The organism is Neptunomonas sp. (genome assembly GCF_016744175.1).
Taxonomy (GTDB): domain Bacteria; phylum Pseudomonadota; class Gammaproteobacteria; order Pseudomonadales; family Balneatricaceae; genus Neptunomonas.
Genome location: NZ_JADGEV010000022.1, coordinates 17,898 through 40,484 on the forward strand (window position 1 = coordinate 17,898; position 22,587 = coordinate 40,484).

At 40.6% G+C, this 22,587-nt stretch carries 19 protein-coding genes and 1 tRNA gene; 8 read left to right on the forward strand and 12 right to left on the reverse strand.

Translation table 11 applies throughout. From position 1 onward, the window contains the following. Positions 1 to 3 precede the first annotated feature (3 nt). Entirely contained in the window at positions 4 to 2,121 is a 2,118-nt protein-coding gene (locus QZZ55_RS11425) for an EAL domain-containing protein (RefSeq protein ID WP_293267459.1), read from the forward strand. Between the two features lie 62 nt (positions 2,122 to 2,183). Continuing rightward, positions 2,184 to 2,654 (forward strand): sel1 repeat family protein, encoded by a 471-nt coding sequence (locus QZZ55_RS11430; RefSeq protein WP_293267460.1) that lies wholly within the window; start codon positions 2,184 to 2,186, stop codon positions 2,652 to 2,654. A gap of 15 nt (positions 2,655 to 2,669) precedes the next feature. Here QZZ55_RS11430 and QZZ55_RS11435 read toward each other — a convergent pair whose 3' ends face one another. Next, positions 2,670 to 4,070, reverse strand: a complete 1,401-nt coding sequence (locus QZZ55_RS11435) for a hypothetical protein (protein WP_293267461.1) — start codon at positions 4,068 to 4,070, stop codon at positions 2,670 to 2,672. 435 nt (positions 4,071 to 4,505) lie between these two features. On the opposite strand from QZZ55_RS11435, the gene QZZ55_RS11440 reads away from it, so the two are divergent. After that, positions 4,506 to 5,090 carry a DUF2057 domain-containing protein gene (locus tag QZZ55_RS11440; RefSeq protein ID WP_293267462.1) on the forward strand — a complete coding sequence of 195 codons (585 nt, stop codon included), beginning with the start codon at positions 4,506 to 4,508 and terminating at the stop codon, positions 5,088 to 5,090. A 100-nt stretch (positions 5,091 to 5,190) separates the two neighbouring features. Continuing rightward, on the forward strand, positions 5,191 to 6,117 hold the full coding sequence (locus QZZ55_RS11445; protein ID WP_293267463.1) for a porin: 927 nt from the start codon (positions 5,191 to 5,193) through the stop codon (positions 6,115 to 6,117). A 290-nt stretch (positions 6,118 to 6,407) separates the two neighbouring features. On the opposite strand, the gene QZZ55_RS11450 is transcribed toward QZZ55_RS11445, so the two are convergent. The 3 genes from QZZ55_RS11450 to kdsA all read right to left on the reverse strand — a co-directional run bounded on the left by QZZ55_RS11450 (position 6,408) and on the right by kdsA (position 11,564). After that, complete coding sequence (locus tag QZZ55_RS11450) at positions 6,408 to 8,597, reverse strand: esterase-like activity of phytase family protein (RefSeq protein WP_293267464.1); 2,190 nt, start codon at positions 8,595 to 8,597, stop codon at positions 6,408 to 6,410. Positions 8,598 to 8,695: 98 nt separating this feature from the next. Next, positions 8,696 to 10,642, reverse strand: a complete 1,947-nt coding sequence (locus QZZ55_RS11455; RefSeq protein ID WP_293267465.1) for an SUMF1/EgtB/PvdO family nonheme iron enzyme — start codon at positions 10,640 to 10,642, stop codon at positions 8,696 to 8,698. A gap of 76 nt (positions 10,643 to 10,718) precedes the next feature. After that, positions 10,719 to 11,564 carry a 3-deoxy-8-phosphooctulonate synthase gene (kdsA, locus tag QZZ55_RS11460; protein ID WP_293267466.1) on the reverse strand — a complete coding sequence of 282 codons (846 nt, stop codon included), beginning with the start codon at positions 11,562 to 11,564 and terminating at the stop codon, positions 10,719 to 10,721. A 95-nt stretch (positions 11,565 to 11,659) separates the two neighbouring features. On the opposite strand from kdsA, the gene QZZ55_RS11465 reads away from it, so the two are divergent. Then, complete coding sequence (locus tag QZZ55_RS11465) at positions 11,660 to 12,157, forward strand: pyridoxamine 5'-phosphate oxidase family protein (RefSeq protein WP_293267467.1); 498 nt, start codon at positions 11,660 to 11,662, stop codon at positions 12,155 to 12,157. Here QZZ55_RS11465 and QZZ55_RS11470 read toward each other — a convergent pair. The 5 genes from QZZ55_RS11470 to QZZ55_RS11490 form a co-directional block, all read right to left on the reverse strand. Then, positions 12,154 to 13,062, reverse strand: coding sequence for a GIDE domain-containing protein (locus tag QZZ55_RS11470; protein ID WP_293267468.1), 909 nt, complete (start codon positions 13,060 to 13,062; stop codon positions 12,154 to 12,156). The genes QZZ55_RS11465 and QZZ55_RS11470 overlap by 4 nt on opposite strands. 14 nt (positions 13,063 to 13,076) lie before the next feature. Beyond that, a complete protein-coding gene (locus tag QZZ55_RS11475; RefSeq protein WP_293267469.1) occupies positions 13,077 to 13,655 on the reverse strand; it encodes a LemA family protein in 579 nt (192 codons plus the stop codon). A 50-nt stretch (positions 13,656 to 13,705) separates the two neighbouring features. Next, positions 13,706 to 13,912, reverse strand: coding sequence for a DUF2788 domain-containing protein (locus QZZ55_RS11480; protein ID WP_293267470.1), 207 nt, complete (start codon positions 13,910 to 13,912; stop codon positions 13,706 to 13,708). A 119-nt stretch (positions 13,913 to 14,031) separates the two neighbouring features. Continuing rightward, positions 14,032 to 14,946, reverse strand: coding sequence for an HDOD domain-containing protein (locus QZZ55_RS11485; RefSeq protein ID WP_293267471.1), 915 nt, complete (start codon positions 14,944 to 14,946; stop codon positions 14,032 to 14,034). Positions 14,947 to 15,279: 333 nt separating this feature from the next. Then, positions 15,280 to 15,363, reverse strand: a tRNA-Tyr gene (locus QZZ55_RS11490). A 384-nt stretch (positions 15,364 to 15,747) separates the two neighbouring features. On the opposite strand from QZZ55_RS11490, the gene nrdA reads away from it, so the two are divergent. The 3 genes from nrdA to yfaE all read left to right on the forward strand — a co-directional run bounded on the left by nrdA (position 15,748) and on the right by yfaE (position 19,504). After that, on the forward strand, positions 15,748 to 18,012 hold the full coding sequence (nrdA, locus tag QZZ55_RS11495; RefSeq protein WP_293267472.1) for a class 1a ribonucleoside-diphosphate reductase subunit alpha: 2,265 nt from the start codon (positions 15,748 to 15,750) through the stop codon (positions 18,010 to 18,012). Positions 18,013 to 18,099: 87 nt separating this feature from the next. Beyond that, on the forward strand, positions 18,100 to 19,230 hold the full coding sequence (gene nrdB, locus QZZ55_RS11500) for a class Ia ribonucleoside-diphosphate reductase subunit beta (RefSeq protein ID WP_293267473.1): 1,131 nt from the start codon (positions 18,100 to 18,102) through the stop codon (positions 19,228 to 19,230). 10 nt (positions 19,231 to 19,240) lie between these two features. After that, entirely contained in the window at positions 19,241 to 19,504 is a 264-nt protein-coding gene (yfaE, locus tag QZZ55_RS11505; RefSeq protein ID WP_293267474.1) for a class I ribonucleotide reductase maintenance protein YfaE, read from the forward strand. 398 nt (positions 19,505 to 19,902) lie between these two features. Here yfaE and nth read toward each other — a convergent pair whose 3' ends face one another. From nth to QZZ55_RS11520, 3 genes are all read right to left on the reverse strand, one after another. Further along, complete coding sequence (nth, locus tag QZZ55_RS11510) at positions 19,903 to 20,547, reverse strand: endonuclease III (RefSeq protein ID WP_293267475.1); 645 nt, start codon at positions 20,545 to 20,547, stop codon at positions 19,903 to 19,905. A 63-nt stretch (positions 20,548 to 20,610) separates the two neighbouring features. Further along, on the reverse strand, positions 20,611 to 21,576 hold the full coding sequence (locus QZZ55_RS11515) for a sensor domain-containing diguanylate cyclase (protein ID WP_293267476.1): 966 nt from the start codon (positions 21,574 to 21,576) through the stop codon (positions 20,611 to 20,613). Next, positions 21,573 to 22,571 carry a response regulator gene (locus QZZ55_RS11520; protein WP_293267477.1) on the reverse strand — a complete coding sequence of 333 codons (999 nt, stop codon included), beginning with the start codon at positions 22,569 to 22,571 and terminating at the stop codon, positions 21,573 to 21,575. Before QZZ55_RS11520 ends, QZZ55_RS11515 begins: the two co-directional genes overlap by 4 nt. Between the last annotated feature and the right edge of the window lie 16 nt (positions 22,572 to 22,587).

The following is a 22,587-nucleotide window of genomic DNA, read 5'->3' on the forward strand; positions in this document are numbered from 1 at the left end:
CTGATGCTAATAGAGCAAGCTGAAAAGCAGACGATACTCATTGTTGATGATGACCCTACAACGAGAATGGTTGCGGCGGCTCACCTTCGACAACAAGGCTATGCTGTTGCGTTAGCAGAAAATGGGGCAGTATTTCTTGATGTATTTCAGGAAGTATCCCCTGATTTGATTTTGCTTGATGTGGATATGCCTGTACTGGATGGTTTTTCTGCTTGTCGACAACTGAGACGTATGCATGACGGCAAAACTGTACCCGTCTTAATGATGACAGGACTTGAAGGCGATAATTCCATTGAAGAGGCATATGACGCTGGCGCTACAGATTTTATAGCGAAACCGGTCAATTGGACTTTGTTACAGCAACGATTGAAGTTTATGTTACGTGCTGTAATTGCAATGAGTAATCTTATTGAGAGCGAAGCAAGGCTAGCTAAAGCACAGTCAATAGCCCGGCTTGATTATTGGCGTTGGGACCTGCTTCAAGAAAAAATGATTATTTCGGAGACACTGGCCACTCGTTTCCAATTGAATGTGAAAAACATCAGTGCTCACCAGTTAATTTCTCGGGTGGTTGAGATTGATCGTCCACGTATAGCGCAAATTTTGCAACGCAGTAATGACCCTAAATCTATACCCACAGATTTTGAAGTTACCTTAAAGGGTGCTGATGGGACAGGTAAGCATGAAATCTTTCGAGTACAGTCAGAACTTGAGATTGATAGCCAAGGAGTTATCGTAGCGATAGAAGGGACTTTACAAGATATTACAGACAAAAAAGAAGCTGAAGCTCAGATTCAGTTTTTATCTCGTTTTGATCGGTTAACAGGGCTGCAAAACCGTGAATCTTTTACACGGGTTATGTATGGCTTGATAAATGAGTGTATTAGAAGGGATGGCGAAATTGCCTTGGTGCTAATTGATATCGATCGATTTGTACGAATAAATGATATTTATGGACACCGAACAGGCGATGAAGTTTTATTGAAAGTGAGTCGTCGTATTGTTGCCTTTGTTGAACAGCTTCGCCAGGACGAAGGGGAGTTAAGAAGTGAAGTATGTCGCTGGGGAGGTGATAAGTTTAGCTTAGCTATTTGTAACTCATCTTCTCAACACTATTCTGATGATGTTTTTGCTAGGTTATTAACGTACATCTCGGCACCGCTTCGCGTGAACGGACATGAAGTGTCTCTGACATCTTCTATCGGTTATGCTCGGGCTAAAGACACCGGTCTTGATCTGGGGGTTTTGCTCAGAAATGCTGAAAATGCGATACGCCATGCGAAGTCACAAGGTCGCAATGTTGTACGTTGTTATGATGAGAGCATGCTTGAGGTTTCTGAGCGCAGGCTAACACTTGAAGTTGAGCTACATAAAGCTTTACCGAGAAATCAGTTTACGTTGCATTACCAACCAAGAATTAGTGCGATAACAAAACATATTGTGGGTGCTGAAGCATTATTACGTTGGCATCATCCTGAGTTAGGTGAAATATCTCCTGTAGAATTTATTCCGGTTTTAGAAGAAATGGGTTTGATTCATGAGGTGGGAGCCTGGGTAATGGAAGCCGGATGCCGCCAATTGAAAGCTTGGCATGATAGCGGTTTTAATGACTTCGTGATGTCGGTAAATTTGAGTGCCGTACAATTTCGTGATATCCGCTTGGCTCAAGAGATTAATGAAGTCATTGTTCGAACAGGTATAACACCTAAATATTTAGAGTTTGAACTAACAGAGACTGCTATTATGGAAGATGTTGCTCAGACTCAAGCAACATTAAGTGTTTTGAAAGGTATAGGCGTGCAGCTCGCGGTTGATGATTTTGGAACTGGATATTCCTCGTTGGGTTATTTACGTAGTTTTCCGTTAGATACATTAAAGGTAGATAGGACTTTTGTCCGTGAGCTTCCTGGAAATAGTAGTGACAGGTCTCTTACATCCGCTATTATTGCAATGGCCCGTTCACTAAAACTTCATGTTGTAGCTGAAGGTATAGAAACAGAAGCTCAAGCTAAGTTTTTATTAGAAAAACAGTGCGACGAGTTTCAAGGGTTTTTATTCTCTCGCCCTATCGATAGTAAGGCATTTGATACACTATTGAAAAATAATAAACCTTTAGGATGATGTTTCACTCCTCACACAGTAAATGCTATATTAGGTTTATCTAATTTTAAGGTGTTTTGATAATGAATGCTCTTATAAAATTTATAGCTCCTGGTCTTTTTTCAGTGGCATTTTTTTTATTCCGTTCTTCCTTTCTGAAAAAATCTCAACGTAAGCATCGATGGGTGATGCGGGCATTTCGTTTTTCCGCGGATAATGATAGTAGAAAAGCTTTGTCTGTATATGGGCATTTACTGCATTTTCGCGGAGAGGATATACAAAATCGAATCCAAGGAGCTATTTATATACAGCGTGCTGCAGATAAAGGGGATATGAAATCACAATATCAGATGGGTAAAATTTATGAATCAGGATATGAGAATTATTTCCCTGTTTCCGATGAAAAATCACTTCATTATTATCGTCTGGCAGGATTGAATGGACATACGTTAGCGGTAAGTCGCATGGTTAAAGTTTATCAGGAAGGAGAGTTGGGCCTAAAGTGTGACTTGGCTGAAACAAAGCGCTGGCAATCTTTACAGCCAACGCTTTAAGTTGTTGATGAGTGACTATGGTTTTTTAAGGCGTACTCGTACCGATACAAGTGATTCACTCTTTCCTTGAACAGTTACCTTCCATTTGGCCATCCCTGCGCTTTTTTCAATGGGTTGCTGCGTGCTACTAATGAGCGACCATGGTTGAGAAAACAGGCTAGTTATTTCAACTTCTCGGCTCTTTAATGCGCTATTTCTCACACGTAATTCATAAGCGACAACACTTCCATCAAAAGCTTTTTGAAAATCAGTTTGGCGTTGTGTAATTGTCACATCAAATGCTTTTCCCATCGCAAGTTCGACTTGTTCATCAATGGCTGTCTGATTTAAATGAGCACTTCCGACGTAGTGCAGCTCTTGAGTATTATCCGGTGAAAAAAAGCGCACTTGGCCAGCCGGTAAAGACATTCCAAGTCCTTGCTTTTCATTGTTTTTGAAACGGATAAAGGATTCTGGTTTTGCTTTTAGCGTTTGGCTATCTATTCTTGGGCTGATATAAAACTGGTAACGCTGCAGTGAATCAACAGCAACTTGGTCAGCATGTAATAAGGGAACTTGGGTTCGCTGTTGATGCTGTAGTGTTACAGGGGATTTCAAAGTATAAAGTTGATAATCGTTCAGAGCTTGAGGGGGAGGGGCTCCGGTGCTTTCTGCCATTGCTTGTGCCATCATTACTGTTTTAGCTCTGCGTCTTGGGTTTCTGTCTTGGTATATATCCCCTGCTAATAAGCGTACACGAGCATTTTTTAGTAAGGAGCCAGTATTGTTAACTAACGAAGCAAGGCCATCAACAACGAGAGAGTTGTTATCCTCTGATAATGTCATCACGTAATCCATCTGCCAGCTAAGCCCTTGGGTAAGGTAGCTTAGTTGAGCGGTGCCTTCCTGCTTTGTGCCTTTGCTTTTAAATGTCAGGCTAGGTTTTAGCAGCAGCTCTGGGGGCCTTGAGGGAAAAATAATGCGCCATTCAGATGAAAGGGGGACTGACTCAATACGGCCTCCATTGTCTACTAGTGCTGTATTACCTTCGATGCTGAGAAGCTGTACGGTGTTCTGTAGTTCTTGGCCATTGGGCTGGCTATGAGCCAGTATTATATCTTTCCCGATGTGGTGCTCTAGCAATGTATAATAATTGAGTGAGGCATTGTTAAGTGTTTGCTCTCTAATGCTTCCCGCTCCTCTTATTTGTAACGTTTCAGTTTGCATTTGTTTACTAACATCGCTGATGACTACGACATTATCAGGTGTCAAAATCGGTAAGGTACGGCTATCTTGAATCAAGCCGAGGTCATGAGTGTAGAGAGTAACGGCTAGGTCAGTCTGCTCCTTATCAGAAATAGTGATAGAGCTTGCCTGGACAGTGATCGGATTAAGTAATGCAGATAGTATTGTTATGGGAAGTAGTTTTTGGAGCATAGTTGGTAATCCTTAATTTAACAGTATTATCCGAAAGGAAAATAGTCTCTTTTCATATAGTAACGTTACGGTGAGACGCTCACTTTACCTCTGACCGTAATAAGTTTCCTATAGAGTCTTGTTTAAAGACTATGTGTACAAATATAAGTTCAATGTAAAGTCCTCATCTATCATAAATAATTAAATTAGCAGATGTATTCTTCTTCGACTTCTATTATATGAAGTTTTCTACTAGCTCCCCCCAAAAATATTAATTTATTAATGTTTTCGAAACAAAAATGTCATCTACTCTCGATATTGTATTTGAAATTAATAGCAGCATAGTTAATAGCGGCTGCCTGTGTTTAATTTTCGGACTTAAGCATGATGTTGTTTAGATTTTTTGTGTTCACAATTCTAATAGTAAATAGTCTCTCATCTTTCGCGGATATATCGTTGCAGTTGGCTAACGGAGTAACGTTACTTGCAAAAAATGGCAAAGTTATCCGTAGCGATAGTTGGTTTGGTAATCAGAAAAAAATCATACTTAAAAACGGCTACAATCAGATACTTGTTGAGTATTCGGCAGAGATTAAAGAGCCATTTGGTGACGATGAAGTAAAGATTTTGTCTTCATATATTATTGATTTTAATGGGAATAATGAGATTGTTCATTTGTCGATTCCGGTGCTGGAGAGTCATCATGATTTTGAGGCTTTTAAGATAAATCCTGAATGGCGAATGATTAATTCTGATGGAGTAGTAAAGAAGATTACTATAAATAAGTTGAATAAAGAAGGTTTTCAATTGGGCCGTAATTATGAAAAAGAACTGGCAGTTTTTAATAGCAAGAAATTAGCCTCTAGTATTGACATAAAGCCATCTACTGACACTGATAATAATACTATTCCTATTGAGGGCTGCTGTTCTTTCAATAAATCACAATTATCAAAAGTTATGCTCAGGTACTGGTATATAAATGCTAGTAAAAATGTAAGGGAAGACTTTATCTTCTGGTCAAATCATCAGTACTTAAAATAGTAATGCTCATCTATGTGTAATCAATTTTTTATAACAATAAAAAATTAATTACTGCTAATTAGTAAAATTTAATTGTTCATTAAATACTTTGGAGAAAAAAATGAAAAAGCTTATTTTGGCTGCTTCTATTGCTGCGATTGCGTCTAGTTCTGCTAGCGCTGCAACAGTTTACGAAGGAAAAGGCCTTACGTACAAACTTAAAGGTGATTTTCAAGTTCAGCTTCGTCAAGATGTAGGCAAAGATCAAAGCTTGGATGTGGAGTTTGATGACCTGGAACTTAAAAACTCTGTAGTTTATGACCTCAATAATGGAATGAAAGCTTTTGGCCAATTGGATTTTGGTTTTAAAGATGCTGCTGAAGACAAGAAAGATGGTAGTAAGCTAGAAGAGGCTTACATTGGGTTAGATTTTGGGTCGGTGGCAGTATCAGTTGGTAAGCAAAACTTTGCTACTGATGAGTTCGGTGTTGAAGCGGCTTATGAACTCAGGTCAGATGCTGATCGCTTTGAGGCACAAGGTACAGATGGTGATGATACTATACGTGTAGATATGACGTTAGAAAATGCTTATGTCTCAGCTTCTTACGAGATAGAAGCTGAAGGTGAAAGCAGCGAAAATGGACAATCTTTTGATGTATTTGCATCAACTAAAGTTGCCGGTATAAAAATGGCTTTAGCTTATCAAACGATGGAAGCGACCCCTATTTCAGATTCAAAAGATACTTGGGGTATTAGTGCTGCATATGATTTTGGTGTTGCGAAGTTAGCTGCTGATTTTAGTACAACAGAAGATGTTGCTGATCAGTATAACATCGCTGCTATTATGCCTGTTGATAAAACGACAAAGATTGCAGTTGGTATGTTAAGTATTGAGCCAGAATCAGGTGATGATGTTACTGAGTGGTATGCTAACGTAACGTATAAGTTTCCATCCCAGAAGAATGTTAGTGTTTTTGCTGAAATTGCAGACACGGACGAAGATGATGTTGAAATTGGTTACTTAGCGGGTATGCGTTTAAAATTCTGATAGCAAATAAGAGTGTACTGAATGTCCCCTTCAAGCATTTAGTACGCTATTACTTTTGAGCCAGGTTTATCCTGGCTTTTTTGTGCGTGTTTTTTGAGTATTATGTGTGATTAAAAGCTGAAGAAATTGGGGCTAAAAAAATTAAGGAGGTATGGTTCGGGATTGTATTATTAATCAAAATACGTTCTTTAGAGTAAGGTGGTAAATATTCGGGAAGGAAAGCGTAGCCACACAACCAGCGTGCGGCTACTCATTTAAAGCGATATATTATTAATACTAGTTTTCTCTATTCAAGGGTACATTTTACCAATGTTGAAGAAGAGGGTTTCGCCTGAACTATCATCCACTCCGTCGTTATCTGTTACAGCGAACCCGTTGCCGCTAGCGTCAATACTAAAGCCTTCTATTTTATCCTGCACGTAGCCGTTTAGAGATTTTAAGTCCGGTAAAAAATCTCGTACTAACGTTTTGCTGACTACAGGTAATGTACTGCCTAGAGGAGCGGGCTTAAGTTCATTTTGGCTTACCTTGTACAACCGCTTAATTGTGGCGTTATCACCTAATTGATTATCACGTTCGATGATATAAACCGAGTCATTATAATAAGTGATTTCTGATAAGCCTACCCAGCCTTGTGTTGCTTTTTCTAATGGATAGTGTACTGCACCCCATGTAGTTGTTATCAGATTATAGGCTAATAACTTAACACGGTTGTTGGCATCATCTTTCCAAGGACGTTGAATGGCAATCCAGAGAGTGTCGTCTATTAATGTAATGCCTTCTGCTCCGAAGCGTATTTCATGCTTTAACAATGCGTCTGGAAAGTTGATTGTTTGATCTATCTCGCCAAGAGCGTTGATATGGTAAATTGCATGAGGAATCTCTTTTTTAGTTTTACCTTCGGATGCTAACCAAAAACCGTCTGCACCGTCGCTGGTAATTCCTTCAAGATCAATATTTTTCGCGGGTTTGCCATCACGGGTGACAGGTAGGGCGTGAGTTATGACAGCAGGCTTTTGGTTTGCATCAATACTAAATACTGTTGGTTGGTTTGCGTAAAAACTATCGTTTACAGCGTACAGATTCCCTGTCTTAGATGGATGAGCGGTTAATCCAGACAGCGCGCCCCAGCCAATAAGTGGATAAGTTTCATTGTTTTTAGAGGCGTCTCGTGACGTGATTTGCGGGTAAGCAGGTGCTGATGCTGACAAGTCATAGATCATTATATGTGCACGAGGGCCTTTATCTGCAATGAGGTCTTTTTCGTTGGCACTCACGAGTAAGTTGCGAGCTGGAATCGTTACGGCAGATTCCGGACCAATACCCGAAGGCAATAGTTGTTGGAATTCTGGTTCGCCACCGGTATCTAAGTAAACACCAATGACAGATGCTCTCTCTGAGAGTACAAAAATATACTTATTATCGCCATATTGTCCGATGGCAATTCCTTCAGGCTCATTACCTTTTTTTCCTGAGCGCTTATCAGGGTAGTGCCCCGCCATGATGATCTGCTCTTCAAAGGAGCTTCCTGATTCATAAAGAACACGACCATCTTTATGGAAAATCGTAAAGCTACGAGATCCACCTTTGTAATCGCCTTCGTTCGCTGTTACGAAGCGCTCATTATCAAGCCACTTGACTGTGTCGGGCTCGCGGAGTCTTGTTTGTGAGTCAGTAAAGTTAAAGGCTTTATCTTTTTTTGTATCAATATTTTTCAGATCAGCACTTCCTGCAGAAAAGTGGTTAAGTATTTTTCCTGTCTCAGATGAAACAATAACTAAGTGGTTGTTTTCTTGTAATGTAACCACTATTTCGTTGTGGTCGTTAAAATCGACAAATTCAGGCTCAGGGTCATCAGTACCTGTGCTGGCTAGGCCTGTCATCTCTACTTTTTTCAGACTGCTACATAGAGGAACACCATCTATTATCTTTACAATAGAAAGCCAGCCAGCAGGTAATTGTGGCAAGGTACCGTCGTTTAAGTCTTCGTCTCGTTCGTTTTCAATAGCAATGGCTGCAAACTTTCCATCTTTGGAAATAGCAATAGCGTCAGGTTGTCCACCCAGTTCGCAGCGGCTTTCCAATGCTTGAGTATCTAATTTAATGGTGGCCAAGTAACCGCTTGGTTTTAGGAAACTCTCTGATGTATTCACAGCAGCGAATACATAATCTCCAGCAATAACAACCGAGGTTGGCTCGCCAGCAGTTTTAACGATACCTAACGCTTTTGGTGCTCTAGCATTACTAATATCGACGAAACCAATCGCACCAAATGGGCTATCTGAATAGACCAGCGTATTTCCGTCTTTACTGGCAGCAATAATCTCAGGAGAGCTCTCTTGCTGAATATCTACTGCTGTAGGTAGGTTTTTTATGGTGCCAAAGCTGGCGATACGATTGAATGATTCTGCTTGCACAACAGGGGTCATTGCAGTAATGGTTAGTGCAAGAAGAGATTTTCGAAATAAATGAATTGGCATATTTTTCTCCGTAGAATGGCACGTTAGCTTGCGCATTCTACGGGGCTCATATGACAGCTAGATGATTGAAATAAGAGAATTAATTAATCTTATATATCTTATTTTAGATCTAATGCAACCCTAAACCCCCACGTGTTACGAGAAGCGCTAGGAGGGTGTCGGTACCGGCTAGCAGAACGAGTAACACGTGCTATATCAAACCAGGAGCCACCCCGCATACTTCGAAATTTGCAGTTACTCTGTGTTCGGGCTGATCCATTTAATGGTTGGCCTACATAGGTTTCGCTATAACAGTCCTGCACCCATTCATCGACATTACCGTTTAGGTCATGAAACCCCCAAGGGTTGGCTGCTAATGATCCTATCGGTGCGGGTTGTTTACCATCCCACTTTGAGCCACATTCATCACAGATAGCCCGGTTGGGTAATAACTCATTCCCCCACCAAAAAGCTGACTGGGAGCCACTACGCGCTGCATACTCCCACTCCGCTTCAGATGGAAGACGATAGCTTTCCCCAGTTTCTACACGGAGCCATTTTACGTAGGCAGTTGCATCTTGCCATGTAACATTTACAACAGGCTGAGAACCTCGCCCCCAGCCGTCGTCCTCAGGGAGTTTTCTATTTGTGAGCGTTGCAAAATGGTCGTATTGGGCAAAGGAAACCTCAAAACGAGAAAGCGCAAAAGAGTGGGGTAGTACAATAGTTTGTACCGGCTTTTCATTATCATCACCCAATTTATTCAGGTCACCCATTTGAAATTGGCCAGCGGGTAAACTGATCATCTGTGGGCCAAATGACCCATCTTGTAAGGCGTCTTGAAAAACGCCAAAGTTTTCTTTTATAGGGCTTTTCTCTCTGGATAAAGGAGTCTGACCTAGAGGTTTTACCGCTGGTTTGTCTGGTGAAGAGAGCTTTTCTTCTAACCGAAGTATGGTTTTCTCTTTGTTATCAGAGGTTGCTTTCCATATTTCTGCTTGCTCTTTCCATGCTGCTATATGTTTATTCGTGAGTGCTTGTTGCTGCTGAGCTAAATAGAGGCTTGCGCAAAAACCGACAATGATGCCGCTTGTGAATATGGCAATGAGAATGAGCCAGCGGGTAGGACGCTTTTTATGCCCAGTCTCTGGCGTTGGTATGTCAGTAGCGTCGCTTGTTTCATCACTTAAATTCTCTATTGTCGATGGGGTCTCTGGAATTTTTTCAACATTGAATATTGACTGTATTAACTCGATAGCACTCGCTGGGCGTTCTTCAGGATTAGTAGAGAGTGCTTGTTGGAGGTTTTTCCATTGTCCTTTACTTGTTTTGGTTGGCTGTTTTAACTCTTTGCGAACATGCAGAGATTCATCATCTGACAAGGAAAATGGGGGATTTCCTGACAGCGCTGCATAAGCTATACAGCCGATAGAATAAATATCAGTAGCATTAGGTAATAAATTATTATGAAAAGCCTCTGGTGATTGGTAAGCAGGGTACTGAAAAGCAGGACTGAGGGTGAAATTGGTTTCTTGTAGTAATAACCGCGGGCTAATAGGTAATAGTTTCACACCCCCTTGGCGGTTAATATAAATAAGGTCAGGTGCTAAAGCACTGTGAGGTTTGCGCACTTTGGCTACAAAGATATCAGCTGCAACGGCTGTTTGTAGTAGTAAACCCCGTAAGTGGTTTTCCTTAAGTTTACTGACTTTTTTTGTTTTGATAAGTGAGTCAAGCGTTAACCCATCAAGCGCTTCGAAGGCAAAAAACAAAATTCCGCCACGTTCTATGAAATAGCCATAAATAGAGACGATATGTTTATGGCGTAAGTTCTTCGCTTGAATTATTTGCTGTTTGAATGCGGCCAAAAGGCCTTTGTGTTTTGTAAGGCTTGCAGAAAGCACAATGATTGAAACTGCTGTAGGGCTGGGGGTACTAATGTCGTCTGCTTGCCAGAACTGTCCAAGAGGATGAGCGGTGGCGGTTCCTTTAAGCTTGAATTTGTGATGTTCTGGGCCAATGACTTGTCCATCATTTAGCGCATTATTGTGTGATTGTTTATCCATTGCCCATTCCTGCCTATATATCTGCATTTATAATAGACAACAATGGGCAAACTTTTAAGTAAAATCAGCGGTTTATCTAATCAGTCTCTAAAGGGGGGAAGCTTTTAACCAGCTCATCAACAGCTTTTAATTGAGCGAGATAGGGTTCGAGTTTGTCCAGCGGTAGTGCACAAGGGCCGTCACATTTAGCTTCTGATGGGTTTGGGTGAGCTTCAAGAAATAGACCTGCGATTCCTTGGGAAATACCGGCTCGTGATAATTGTGCTACTAGCCCTCTACGGCCATCAGCTGAATCAGAACGCCCTCCCGGAACTTGTAGTGCATGTGTAGCATCAAACATAATAGGGTAGCCAAATTCTTTCATGGTGGAGAACCCGAGCATGTCAACGACTAAATTATTATAGCCAAATGTAGAGCCTCGTTCGCACAGAATTAAACGGTCATTGCCTGCTTCACGACATTTATGAAGGATGTGCTTCATTTCATGAGGAGCTAAGAACTGGGCCTTTTTAATATTAATGACAGCACCGGTTTCGGCCATGGCTTGTACAAGATCAGTTTGGCGTGAAAGGAATGCTGGTAATTGGATAATGTCACATACTTGAGCGGCTGGAGCTGCTTGATGAGGCTCGTGCACGTCTGTAATGAGTGGGACATTAAAGGTGTTTTTTATTTCTTCAAGAATTTTTAAACCTTCATCTAAACCCGGCCCTCGAAAGGATGTTAATGATGAGCGATTGGCTTTATCAAAAGAGGCTTTAAATACATAAGGGATATTTAACTTTTCAGTGACAGTTACATAGTGCTCCGCAATTTTTAATGCAAGATCCCTTGATTCCAGCACATTCATACCACCGAATAAAACCATTGGTTTATCATTTGCTATTTGGTGCGTGCCTACCTGAATGACTTTCTGTTCCATGATATTTAACCTGATAAAAGCTCAAAACAGATATTATACGTGAAGCTTTGATAAAATATGCATGTAATAAATCTAAGCTGAGAAATGGGTGTTTTATGGATGTAGAAGACAGGAAGCGTTTAGGTGATTGCATGGAGTTATTGCACTCATATAACACGCTACAGTTAGCGACTGTGGATGCTAACGGGTTGCCACATATAAGTTATGCTCCTTTTATTCGACAGGATACAAATTTTTTTATATTTGTTAGTCAGTTAGCTGGTCATACTCAGCGTTTGAAAGAGTCAACCAATGCCAGTGTAATGGTTATTAAAGACGAGGCTGGTAGTCGAAACCTGTTTGCACGTGAGCGCTTTGTTGCTGATGTGGTCGCCTCTACTGTAGAGCCCGCCGAAATAAAAAGCATTTTGGATGCAATGGAGATTACCTTGGGAAATACGGTGGCCCTGTTGAGGTCTTTGCCTGATTTTATTCTTTTTAGGCTAACGGTTACTAAGGCGAAGTACATAGCTGGCTTTGGTAAAGCGTATCAAGTGGATTTATGTAGACATACCGTAGCTCATATAAGCGCTGAAAGCTTAGCTAAGCCTTAGGAGAGTATTAGCTGAAAAAAGAAATAACCTTCACCGATAAATAAACTTAGTGCTCCAAGAGCGTACCAGCCATAACGTGTGGCTAATTTTTCTTCATCAAATGTAGAAATTAAATATGGGTGTTCTTTTTCAGAAGGGCAAGATAAAACGTGCATGGTAGGGGTTGCAGCCATTTCTGTGCGGCGTTTAATAGCCTCTTGGTGAGCTGCATTTTGTACGTTCGTCCATTCCTGCATATCAAGTTTTTGGTTATTATCTGTGTCGAAGCGCGCTAACAATTCAGTATATGATTGCTTCCATTCACGAATCACTTCGCCTGATATTTGCTCCAGAGGAGGTAGATGACGTCCTCCGCCAACACTTTGAAATTGTCCCAATGCATAGACTTTTTCATGAGAAAATAACAAGCTTTCTTGATACCTATACCGTGAACCTCCTATATCTTGTGTGAGAAATGTTGTTAGTTTAAAGCCTGAAGGAGCAGCAGCAGATCCATTTGGATGAGGAGTGTCTCCGTACCACGTACGAGAGTTCTGCGTACGAATAGTCGCTCCTGTTGGGTCTATAAGGCCAGTATCTGTTCCGTCATTGACTTGGAACCAAGCCGTTGATCTTCCGCTGTCTTCAATGTGCCAGGTTTTGGTTTTTCCGCTGCTTTTTAGGCGAGCTACACTATATTGATACCAAACACATTGCCTTCCTGAAAGTGGTGCTATTAGTGGCCCATCTTCGTTTTCTAAGATATGAGCACTTATTTCAACATAGCCTTGGTGTGCGGAGCGTATTTTTGAAGTAGGAGTGCCTGTGATTAAGCGGTAGTGCTTAAGAAATGCGAAACCTTTCCATAGAGTTGCCGCGATTGCGGCAACTAAAAGGAGAAGGATTAAGGCTATTTTAGTCATCATTATTGGGTGTGATTTTAATTTCTTTGAAAAAGCTGACCAATATTTACATCGCTTATTTCTTCCTCTTTAAACTCAAGGAGGTCACGAAGAGTAAAGTTCATCTGTCTGGCAATAACTAGATCAGGGAACTGCTCAATGCGAACGTTGTAGATATTAACGGAAGCATTGTAGAACTCTCGGCGATCAGCAATGGAGTTTTCTAACCCCGAGATTCTTCCTTGCAAGTGTTGAAATGATTCACTGGCTTTCAGGTCTGGATAATCTTCTGCTAAAGCAAATAAGTTGCCTAAACCTAAACGTAGTTGCGACTCTGCTTGGCCTAGCCCTTTTAAATCTTGTTTTTCACGTGCATTTGATACTTGAGACCGAGCTTCAATAACCTGGTTTAAAGTTTCTTGCTCATATTGCATGTACTCACGACAGGTCTCAACTAATTTGGGAAGTTCATCATGTCGTTGTTTAAGTAGAACATCGATGTTTGACCATGCTTGTGCAACATTGTGCTTTAATCGAACCAAATTGTTATAAAGGGAAATTACGTAAAAAGTAATAACTACTATGGCAGCGATAAAAATTAGAGTACCTGGTTCCATTAAAGTAAAGCCTCTTACAAGTCTAAAAAATAAGGATAGCAGAATAAGCGTTAAACGTTGCCTTCGATCATTTCTACAGCCACCGTTTTAATGATGAAAGCAGCTAGCCCTAAACCTAATGCAAAAAAAAGTACAAAAGTTCCAAATTTCCCTGCGTTAGAGCGTTTAGCTAAATCGTAAATAATAAAGAAAATAAAGCATGAGAAAACAATAATCCCGATATTTAGCATCAGGCCTTCGATTTCAGCTAGGCGCATATTAAAAACCAACGTTTATAAAAGAAATTGCGCGGTATTATACGCAATTTTTCCACAGTTTCCGAATCAGCTGAAAGGTGTTTTTTTGTTGGGTGTGATGCTGTTGAAATGCCTACTCGTTATACACCTAAGCTAGCGGCTAACGTTTCACTTTTGCTTATCAACATAGGAAGTGCTTCAGCGATCATATCGACAGGTAAATTATGATCCCCCCAGTTTTTCATAATACAGTTGGCGTGAATGTGTGCTTTAAGGTCATTCGTACTGAAGTCTTTCCAGTCAGATGTTTTACTTGTCATTACGCTGAGAAAGTCGGCGAATTGGATAATAAGCACTAATTCCCGAAAGGCTTGAGGTGCTTTGTCGTTTTCACAAATATCATAGTTGTGATGGTGTCTGACTACACTTGAAACAATATTAGGAAGGTGCAATTTCTGGCAGGCAATGTAACCAATCTCAGAGTGAGATGTACCCAGAATCTGTTTTTCAACTAAGGGTAATTCATTGGCTGAACCCCATCCTTGAGCATCGGTTTGGTCAAGCGCTGTCGGTGCAAATTGGAATAAGACAAAGCGTCCGATGTCATGTAGTAAACCACACATATATGCCATTTCAGGGTCTACATCATGGTGATGGGTTATTTTACTTATGAACGAAGCTATCATCGCTGTTTCTATTGAGTGCTTCCAAATCAACTTGTGCTCAGGATGTGATGGAACAAAAACTTTTGATACAGACAATGTTGTTATCAGGTTAACGATTGTTTGTGAGCCAACACGGGTAAGCGCTGCTTGTAGACTGGTGATTGCATTATTCGGTGAGGAGGCTGCCGAATTCGCATAGCTAAGTATAAAGCTTGCTAAAGGAGGATCTGTTTTAGCAAGGCTATGTACCTGATCATAGAATTCGTCATCATCAGAATTTAACTTCATCAGCTGAAATAAAACCCCAGGCAACATGGGAAGTTGATCAATATTACGCGTAATCTTTTCAAGATTCGATGTTGCTTTATTTGCTAATGAATCGTCGGACATTGACGCCTCAAATGATCTGAAAATAGAATTTCGTTACTTGACGATTCCTAAGAAAGAGTAGAAAGCGCTAAGTTTATAAGAAGATACCAGCGGCAGTTAGTCTTGTTAAATTAAGCTTTAGTAAAAATGCTCAAAAAAATGGCTAAATATGCGTGCGTGGAAACTAAGTATGTAAAGAAGTGTAGCTAAAACCCATGTGTTTATAAAGGATGATGCTTATTTTGAGTGTGATATGAGTGATGCAAGAATTCTTAGTGCTGAATCTGAGAGGTTGGGCTGATGTAAACGTAGAGCCGCTGCAGTTTTTTTCAGGTGTATAAGAGTAGATAAAAATGGTGGTGAGGGGTGGATTCGAACCACCGAAGCTCGCGCGTCAGATTTACAGTCTGATCCCTTTAGCCACTCGGGAACCTCACCAGAAGGGAGGCGAATAATAGACTTATAAAAAGAATTTGTAAACGATTAAATGCCACTTAATGGCATGTTTTTTTCACATGGAAGATATATTTCATCTCTGAAATATTATTGAAATTATTTTTTTTGAGGGTTGATTTTTAGCGCTGCCGCATGAGGCCTGTATTTGCGTCTGGTATAACAAAACTCGGCACAATAGGTAAGGAAAATCAAGACAGAAATAAGCTTGAAATAAAGACTGATATGGCTATATTTAGTGTCAGTTAGCAAATGATGTACAAGATGTTGTGTGTTTTTTGCGACTACTGTTAATTTAGTTACGTACAAAAAGCTATAAAAAATTCGTCTTTAATAATTATTATATCTGTCGGAACAAAAGAGCCTCTTATGCAGCAAGATTTGATGGTCACTAAACGTGACGGGCGTCGTGAGAAAATTGATCTGGAAAAAATTCATAGGGTTGTGATTTGGGCAGCAAACGGATTAGACCAAGTTTCGCCTTCTGAGGTAGAGCTAAAAGCCCATATACAATTTTACGACGGCATCAAAACTTCTGATATACATGAAACGCTGATTAAGTCTGCTGCTGATTTAATATCAGAAAATGCACCTGACTATCAGTATTTGGCAGCTCGACTAGCTATTTTTCATCTGCGTAAGCGTGCTTTCGATAGTTTTGATGCGCCTCATTTATTTGATCATGTTACTAGCATGGTCGAAATGGGGCGTTATGATCGACATTTAATCGATGATTATAGTCGCGAAGAACTTAACCAGTTGAATGATGCTATCGATCATTCGCGTGATATGAACTTCAGTTACGCAGCTGTTAAGCAATTAGAAGGCAAGTATTTAGTACAAAACCGTGTCACGGGCGAAATATACGAAAGCCCTCAAATTTTGTACATGCTAGTGGCCGCTTGTTTATTTGCGTCATACCCGACAGAGACTCGTCTGGGGTATGTGAAGCGTTTCTATGATGCGACCTCATTGTTTAAGCTATCTTTGCCTACACCCATTATGGCGGGTGTACGCACGCCTACGCGCCAGTTTAGCTCGTGTGTGCTCATTGAGTGTGGCGATAGTCTTGATTCTATTAATGCCACGGCTAGCTCTATTGTTAAGTATGTCTCACAGCGTGCAGGTATTGGTATTAATGCGGGCCGTATTCGTGCAATTGGCAGCCCCATTCGCAATGGTGAAGCTTTCCATACAGGTTGTATTCCTTTTTATAAGCATTTCCAGACAGCCGTTAAGTCATGCTCTCAAGGTGGAGTGAGAGGAGGTGCAGCAACGTTATTTTATCCAATATGGCACCTAGAAGTTGAATCGTTGCTGGTATTGAAAAATAACCGTGGAGTGGAAGAGAACAGAGTTAGACACTTGGATTATGGTGTTCAGTTGAACAAACTGATGTACCAGCGTCTTATTAAAGGTGGGAACATAACATTGTTCAGTCCACACGAAGTACCTGGCTTATATGATGCATTCTTTGCGGATCAAGACGAGTTCGAACGTCTATATGAAATGTACGAGCAGGACCCTGCTATTCGTAAAACAACTATCAAGGCAGTTGAACTGTTTGGGCTTTTAGCATCAGAGCGTGCTTCAACGGGTCGTATTTACATACAAAATGTTGATCACTGCAATACGCATAGCCCTTTTGACCCGTCTGTTGCTCCTATAAAGCAATCCAATCTTTGTTTGGAGATTGCGCTACCGACTAAAGCAATGAACGATATTAAGGATGAAGAAGGTGAAATTGCTCTTTGTACATTATCTGCGTTCAACTTGGGTGCTTTGAATGATATTGATGAGCTTGAAGAACTCTCCGATTTAATCGTCAGAGCTCTCGATAATTTATTGGATTATCAGGACTACCCGATTATAGCGGCGCAAAATGCGACAGATAATCGTCGCACGTTAGGCGTTGGTGTAACAAATTTTGCTTACTATTTGGCTAAGAATCAGACGCGTTATTCTGATGGTTCGGCTAATGGCTTAGTGCATCGCACATTTGAGGCTATTCAGTATTATATGCTTAAAGCCTCAAATCAATTAGCAAAAGAGAAAGGGCCTTGCCTGAAGTTTCAAGAGACCACTTATGCTAAAGGCATTTTACCCATTGATACTTATAAGCGTGAAGTTGATGAATTTTGCGAAGAGCCATTGCATTACTTCTGGGAAACATTGCGTGAAGACATTCGTGAATTTGGACTACGAAATAGTACGTTAACCGCGTTGATGCCTTGTGAGACATCATCACAAATAACGAATTCTACGAATGGTATAGAACCCCCACGTGGCTATGTGTCAGTTAAAGCAAGTAAAGACGGTATTATGAAGCAGGTGGTGCCTGATTATACTCAGCTTAAAGATAGCTATGAATTACTTTGGGATATCCCCAATAACGAAGGTTATTTGCAACTGGTTGGCATCATGCAAAAGTTTGTCGACCAGTCTATTTCTGCGAACACCAATTATGACCCGAGTAATTACCCAGGTGATAAAGTGCCAATGAAGCAATTGTTAAAAGACCTACTCACGGCTTATAAATATGGTGTGAAGACACTGTATTACCACAATACACGTGATGGTGCTAAAGATCAGCAGGACGATGACGGTTGCGAAAGCGGCGCCTGCAAATTATAAAATAGATCTCTGAGTGCAGGTGTCGAGTATTGTAGCTACTGGCATCTGCTGAACCTCTTGTTGAATGAATTAGCAGATTATTAACGAATGTCTTATTCTACTTTTAATCCAAGTGACCACGATGCGACGCTGGAACCTATGTTTTTTGGCCGCAGTGTCAATGTAGCGCGTTACGACAAACAGAAATATCCTATTTTTGAAAAGCTAATTGAAAAACAGTTGTCTTTTTTTTGGCGTCCAGAAGAAGTTGATTTATCGACTGATCGAAAAGATTTTATGAATATGCCTGAGCATGAGCAGCATATCTTTTTAAGCAATCTTAAATATCAAACATTATTGGACTCTGTCCAAGGGCGCTCTCCTAATGTTGCCTTCTTGCCAATTGTCTCTTTACCTGAGCTAGAGACGTGGTTCGAAACCTGGGCTTTTAGTGAGACCATTCATAGCCGCTCATACACTCACATTATCAGAAACATCATTACTGAGCCTTCTGAAGTGTTTGATGAGATCGTAACAAATGAGGAAATTGTAAAAAGAGCAGCATCGGTTACACGTTTGTATGATGAGTTGATCGAGTTGACAAGCGTTTTCTCTGTTCATGGTGTCGGACAGCACGTCATTGCTGGAAAAGCCTATGATGTCAGCATGCGCAATTTGAAGAAGAAGCTGTACTTAACCATGGTTTCAGTCAATGTGCTGGAAGCTATTCGTTTCTATGTTAGCTTTGCCTGCTCATTTGCCTTTGCTGAGCGTGCAATTATGGAAGGTAATGCCAAGATCATTAAGCTGATTGCGCGTGATGAGGCATTACACCTGACAGGTACACAGCATATTTTGAATATTTTGGCTTCAGGTGCTGATGACCCTGAATTTAAAGAGATAGCCGTTGAATGCAAAGATGAAGCTATTGCTATTTTTGCTGAAGCTGCACAGCAAGAGAAAGAGTGGTCAACTTACTTATTCCGTGATGGCTCAATGATTGGTTTGAATGCAAAAATTCTAAGTGATTATGTAGAGTACATTACCAACGTACGTATGCGTGCTCTTGGCTTTGATGACATGTTTCCTGCGACACAAAACCCATTACCATGGATGAATGCTTGGTTGAGTAGTGATAACGTTCAGGTAGCACCCCAGGAGTCTGAAATTAGTTCTTATCTGGTTGGTCAAATAGATAACCAAGTTGATGAGTCTGACTTTGATGATTTCGACCTGTAAGGAATAAAAGATGGCCATTCCTAGAATCAAAGTGAACCACCACCATACTTTCTATTATCAGTATGAATCGACGTTACTCGATGCGCTGGAAGTCCAAGAAATTCCAGCACCCTATAATTGTCGTGGTGGATATTGTGGATGTTGTAAGGTTCGCTTAATTGATGGTGAAGTTGAATATGTCCAGGAAACACTACTGGATATGGATGAGGGTGAAATACTGACGTGTTGTTGTGTGCCTAAAACTCATATAGAGATAGAAATTCCAGAGTCTTAACAGATTCTCACTGCTCCCATCTTTTAAATGCCTTTTTCTTTCTGTAAATGCTTTTTTTGCTAAAGAGAGGGGCTTTCATGATTTTATTCACTGCGCAATCGCTTTTCACCAAGAGCCCTATAAATAATTAAATTATTAGTGTTATTTTTTGCGTCATCCACAAAGTGAATTATTAAGCTAATACTAATTGAAAAAACAATAGTCAAAATTGATATTTACCTATTGTAATATTTAAGATGTTGATTTAATTAGCTATTTTCTTTCTGTGTGAAATTCGGACAATTTAACAAAGAGTGACTAATGGCGGGCGTTGCAGGCATCTACTCAAAACATTTCCACAGAACTATCCACAGAATCTGTGGGTAACTTTTCCATCTGATAAGTTGTAGCTTTTGTCGTCAATAGCTATCAATTTCTGTTTTATCTTTGTACTCACAAAGATCCTCAATGAGACAGCTTCCACACTTTGGTTTACGTGCAACACATACATATCTGCCATGAAGAATCATCCAGTGATGAGAGTCCACTAAAAACTCCTTCGGGATAACTTTTAGTAGCTTTTTTTCAACGTCGATAACATTTTTTCCTGGGGCAATTTTTGTGCGATTACCCACTCTAAAAATATGTGTGTCTACAGCCATAGTTGGCTGGCCAAAAGCAGTATTAAGGACAACATTCGCCGTTTTTCTTCCTACCCCAGGTAATGCCTCTAATGCTTCTCTATTGTCAGGGATGATTGACTGATGTTGTTCAACTAGAATGCGGCAGGTTTTAATGATATTTGCGGCTTTGGTATTGTACAGCCCAATAGTTTTTACGTAGGTTTTAAGAGTCTCTAACCCTAAATCAAGGATTGCTTGCGGTGTGTTGGCTATTGGGTAAAGTTTGCGAGTTGCTTTATTAACACCGACATCCGTTGATTGCGCTGATAGTAGAACAGCAATCAGTAATTCGAAGGGGGTGCTGTATTCAAGCTCGGTAGTTGGGTTGGGGTTGTTATCTCGCCAGCGAGTAAATATTTCATGTCGAATTTGTTGATTCATATAGCATCATCCCTCGTTATAAAAGAGCGCATATTCTTAGCTAATGTGAAGGTGGCGTTGTCTCTATGCTTTGAGAGTAGTTACCTGATTTCGGCCATTTAGCTTGGACTTATAGAGTGCTTGGTCTGCCATGTGAATCCATTGCTCATGATTTTCGAACTTACTACTAATTTCGGTTAACCCCATGCTGAGCGTGAAATTAATGTTATGTTCGTAATGTGTCACAGTGAGGCTGTTTATTCTTTCTTGCAGCCTTTTAACGACGTGTGTGGCTTTGGTTGCGTTAGTGCCTAGCAGTAGTATTGCAAACTCCTCACCGCCATAGCGTCCTACTCTGTCGGTGAGGCGTGTAACATCTTTAAGGGTTTTAGCTAATTGACGGAGAACTTCATCACCCGCAGGATGCCCATAGGTATCATTTACTTTTTTGAAGTGATCAATGTCAATCATTAGGAGTGAGGATGTTAAATCTACGCGAGTAAATCGTTGAAATTCCTCTTGTAAGCAGTTTTCCCAAAAACCTCGATTATAAAGGCCTGTTAGTAAATCTGTTTGGCTTAGCTGCTTAAGCCTTGTATTAGCCACCTCAAGAGCTTGTCGACCCATTGCTGCATCAGTAACGTCGTAAACCAGAATACCTATGTGCTCTATTTTTCCGGAGGGAGAAGAAAGCGGGATGAGAGTGATATTCTGATACATGTAAGGAGCATCACTGGTTAACGGCCGGTAGCTTTTAAATTTCAAAAGGTAAGGCTTTTGTTCCCAAGTAATAAATGAGCGATTGTTAAGAAGAAACACTGAGTCAATTTTGTGTTTAAGCCATGATGATGACAGTTCAGGAAAAGCTCCAAAGAGAACCTTGTTATATAGTTCTGCATGTAAGACACCTGAATGGTTTTCCATAAAGGTGTTCCACTGCGTTATTCGGTAGGATTTATCAAGAATAATCAAACCTACGTCGAGCGTTTGTAATAAGCCTAGCTGCAGATGCAGATCTTCTATGCTTTGATCAGTTTCTTGTGTGCTCATTCGAAATACTGCGCCCGTTCATTTAACGCATCTAGTGAATCTTCTGTAAATAACAAAAGGAGATCGCACTTTATGGAAAACTCTTCAATGTGGTAGCCAATCTCTATTGACAATGTTTTATCCCAGCGCTGTTGTGTGTCGTTATCTTCATTCATTGCTTCAGAAAGGCTTAGTATCGCAGGTGCGTTTTGGCTAAAATTTATATCTAGTTGGTTGGCAAAACTGTTAAGAAATGCACCGCTGAGCACATTTGCTAGATCAACAAGTATTTCCTTTTCGGCTTCATTGTTAATGGCGTCTTCATACTTTAAAAGTTTAGCCATGTCGTGAATGCAAGATTCACTGAACATTAGAAGTACTTCGCCGGCAATTCCAGAGCTTATAAAGCCTTGGCTAACAATCGCGCCGTTATCATCATTTGAATGACTAAGTAATATCATGTTGAGCTCATTCGCGCTAATGAGGGCTACACGAGGGATAGGTTGTTTGACAAAGACTTTGAGAAGCCGGGCTAGGCGATCTGCAGCTTGCCCCATGGCAACATTGGACAGCTCCTGATAGTAGCCTTGTAGGTCAGAGGTCATATCAGTGGGTAACTGTTCGGCCAGTTCTATTTCGCCAATTTCACTTGCGAGACCGTATTGATGTAAAACATCATTAACATGATTGGCATTGATTGGCTTTTTTATGAAGTCGAGAGCCCCCATGTTTTTAACACGTTTATAGGCATCGGGTTGGATGTCACCCGAAACAACGATTACCATTGTTGGTAAATCTTCTCTCTTAATACACTCTAATAATTGGTAGCCATCCATAAAAGGCATATTTAAATCAAGAAAAAGTAAATCTCCTTTTCCTTGGTGAATGGCATCAAGTGCCTCTGCTCCATGCTCAGCAAAGGTGATGCTTACATTCCAGCCTTGTAAGGCGCGGGCCATTTGTTTTCTGGCAAGGCTTGAATCGTCACAAATAATCACCGGGAAGGAGGTGTTCAATATGTCGCCCTAGTAT

What these genes read in the sequence shown, in the direction of transcription:
- QZZ55_RS11515 (WP_293267476.1), bottom strand. Translation starts at nt 21,576, where the DNA reads ATGAGCACACAAGAAACTGATCAAAGCATAGAAGATCTGCATCTGCAG.
- nrdB (WP_293267473.1), top strand. Translation starts at nt 18,100, where the DNA reads ATGTCTTATTCTACTTTTAATCCAAGTGACCACGATGCGACGCTGGAA.
- kdsA (WP_293267466.1), bottom strand. Translation starts at nt 11,564, where the DNA reads ATGGAACAGAAAGTCATTCAGGTAGGCACGCACCAAATAGCAAATGAT.
- QZZ55_RS11475 (WP_293267469.1), bottom strand. Translation starts at nt 13,655, where the DNA reads ATGGAACCAGGTACTCTAATTTTTATCGCTGCCATAGTAGTTATTACT.
- QZZ55_RS11445 (WP_293267463.1), top strand. Translation starts at nt 5,191, where the DNA reads ATGAAAAAGCTTATTTTGGCTGCTTCTATTGCTGCGATTGCGTCTAGT.
- nrdA (WP_293267472.1), top strand. Translation starts at nt 15,748, where the DNA reads ATGCAGCAAGATTTGATGGTCACTAAACGTGACGGGCGTCGTGAGAAA.
- QZZ55_RS11435 (WP_293267461.1), bottom strand. Translation starts at nt 4,070, where the DNA reads ATGCTCCAAAAACTACTTCCCATAACAATACTATCTGCATTACTTAAT.
- QZZ55_RS11450 (WP_293267464.1), bottom strand. Translation starts at nt 8,597, where the DNA reads ATGCCAATTCATTTATTTCGAAAATCTCTTCTTGCACTAACCATTACT.
- QZZ55_RS11430 (WP_293267460.1), top strand. Translation starts at nt 2,184, where the DNA reads ATGAATGCTCTTATAAAATTTATAGCTCCTGGTCTTTTTTCAGTGGCA.
- QZZ55_RS11455 (WP_293267465.1), bottom strand. Translation starts at nt 10,642, where the DNA reads ATGGATAAACAATCACACAATAATGCGCTAAATGATGGACAAGTCATT.
- yfaE (WP_293267474.1), top strand. Translation starts at nt 19,241, where the DNA reads ATGGCCATTCCTAGAATCAAAGTGAACCACCACCATACTTTCTATTAT.
- nth (WP_293267475.1), bottom strand. Translation starts at nt 20,547, where the DNA reads ATGAATCAACAAATTCGACATGAAATATTTACTCGCTGGCGAGATAAC.
- QZZ55_RS11480 (WP_293267470.1), bottom strand. Translation starts at nt 13,912, where the DNA reads ATGCGCCTAGCTGAAATCGAAGGCCTGATGCTAAATATCGGGATTATT.
- QZZ55_RS11470 (WP_293267468.1), bottom strand. Translation starts at nt 13,062, where the DNA reads ATGATGACTAAAATAGCCTTAATCCTTCTCCTTTTAGTTGCCGCAATC.
- QZZ55_RS11425 (WP_293267459.1), top strand. Translation starts at nt 4, where the DNA reads ATGCTAATAGAGCAAGCTGAAAAGCAGACGATACTCATTGTTGATGAT.
- QZZ55_RS11485 (WP_293267471.1), bottom strand. Translation starts at nt 14,946, where the DNA reads ATGTCCGACGATTCATTAGCAAATAAAGCAACATCGAATCTTGAAAAG.
- QZZ55_RS11465 (WP_293267467.1), top strand. Translation starts at nt 11,660, where the DNA reads ATGGATGTAGAAGACAGGAAGCGTTTAGGTGATTGCATGGAGTTATTG.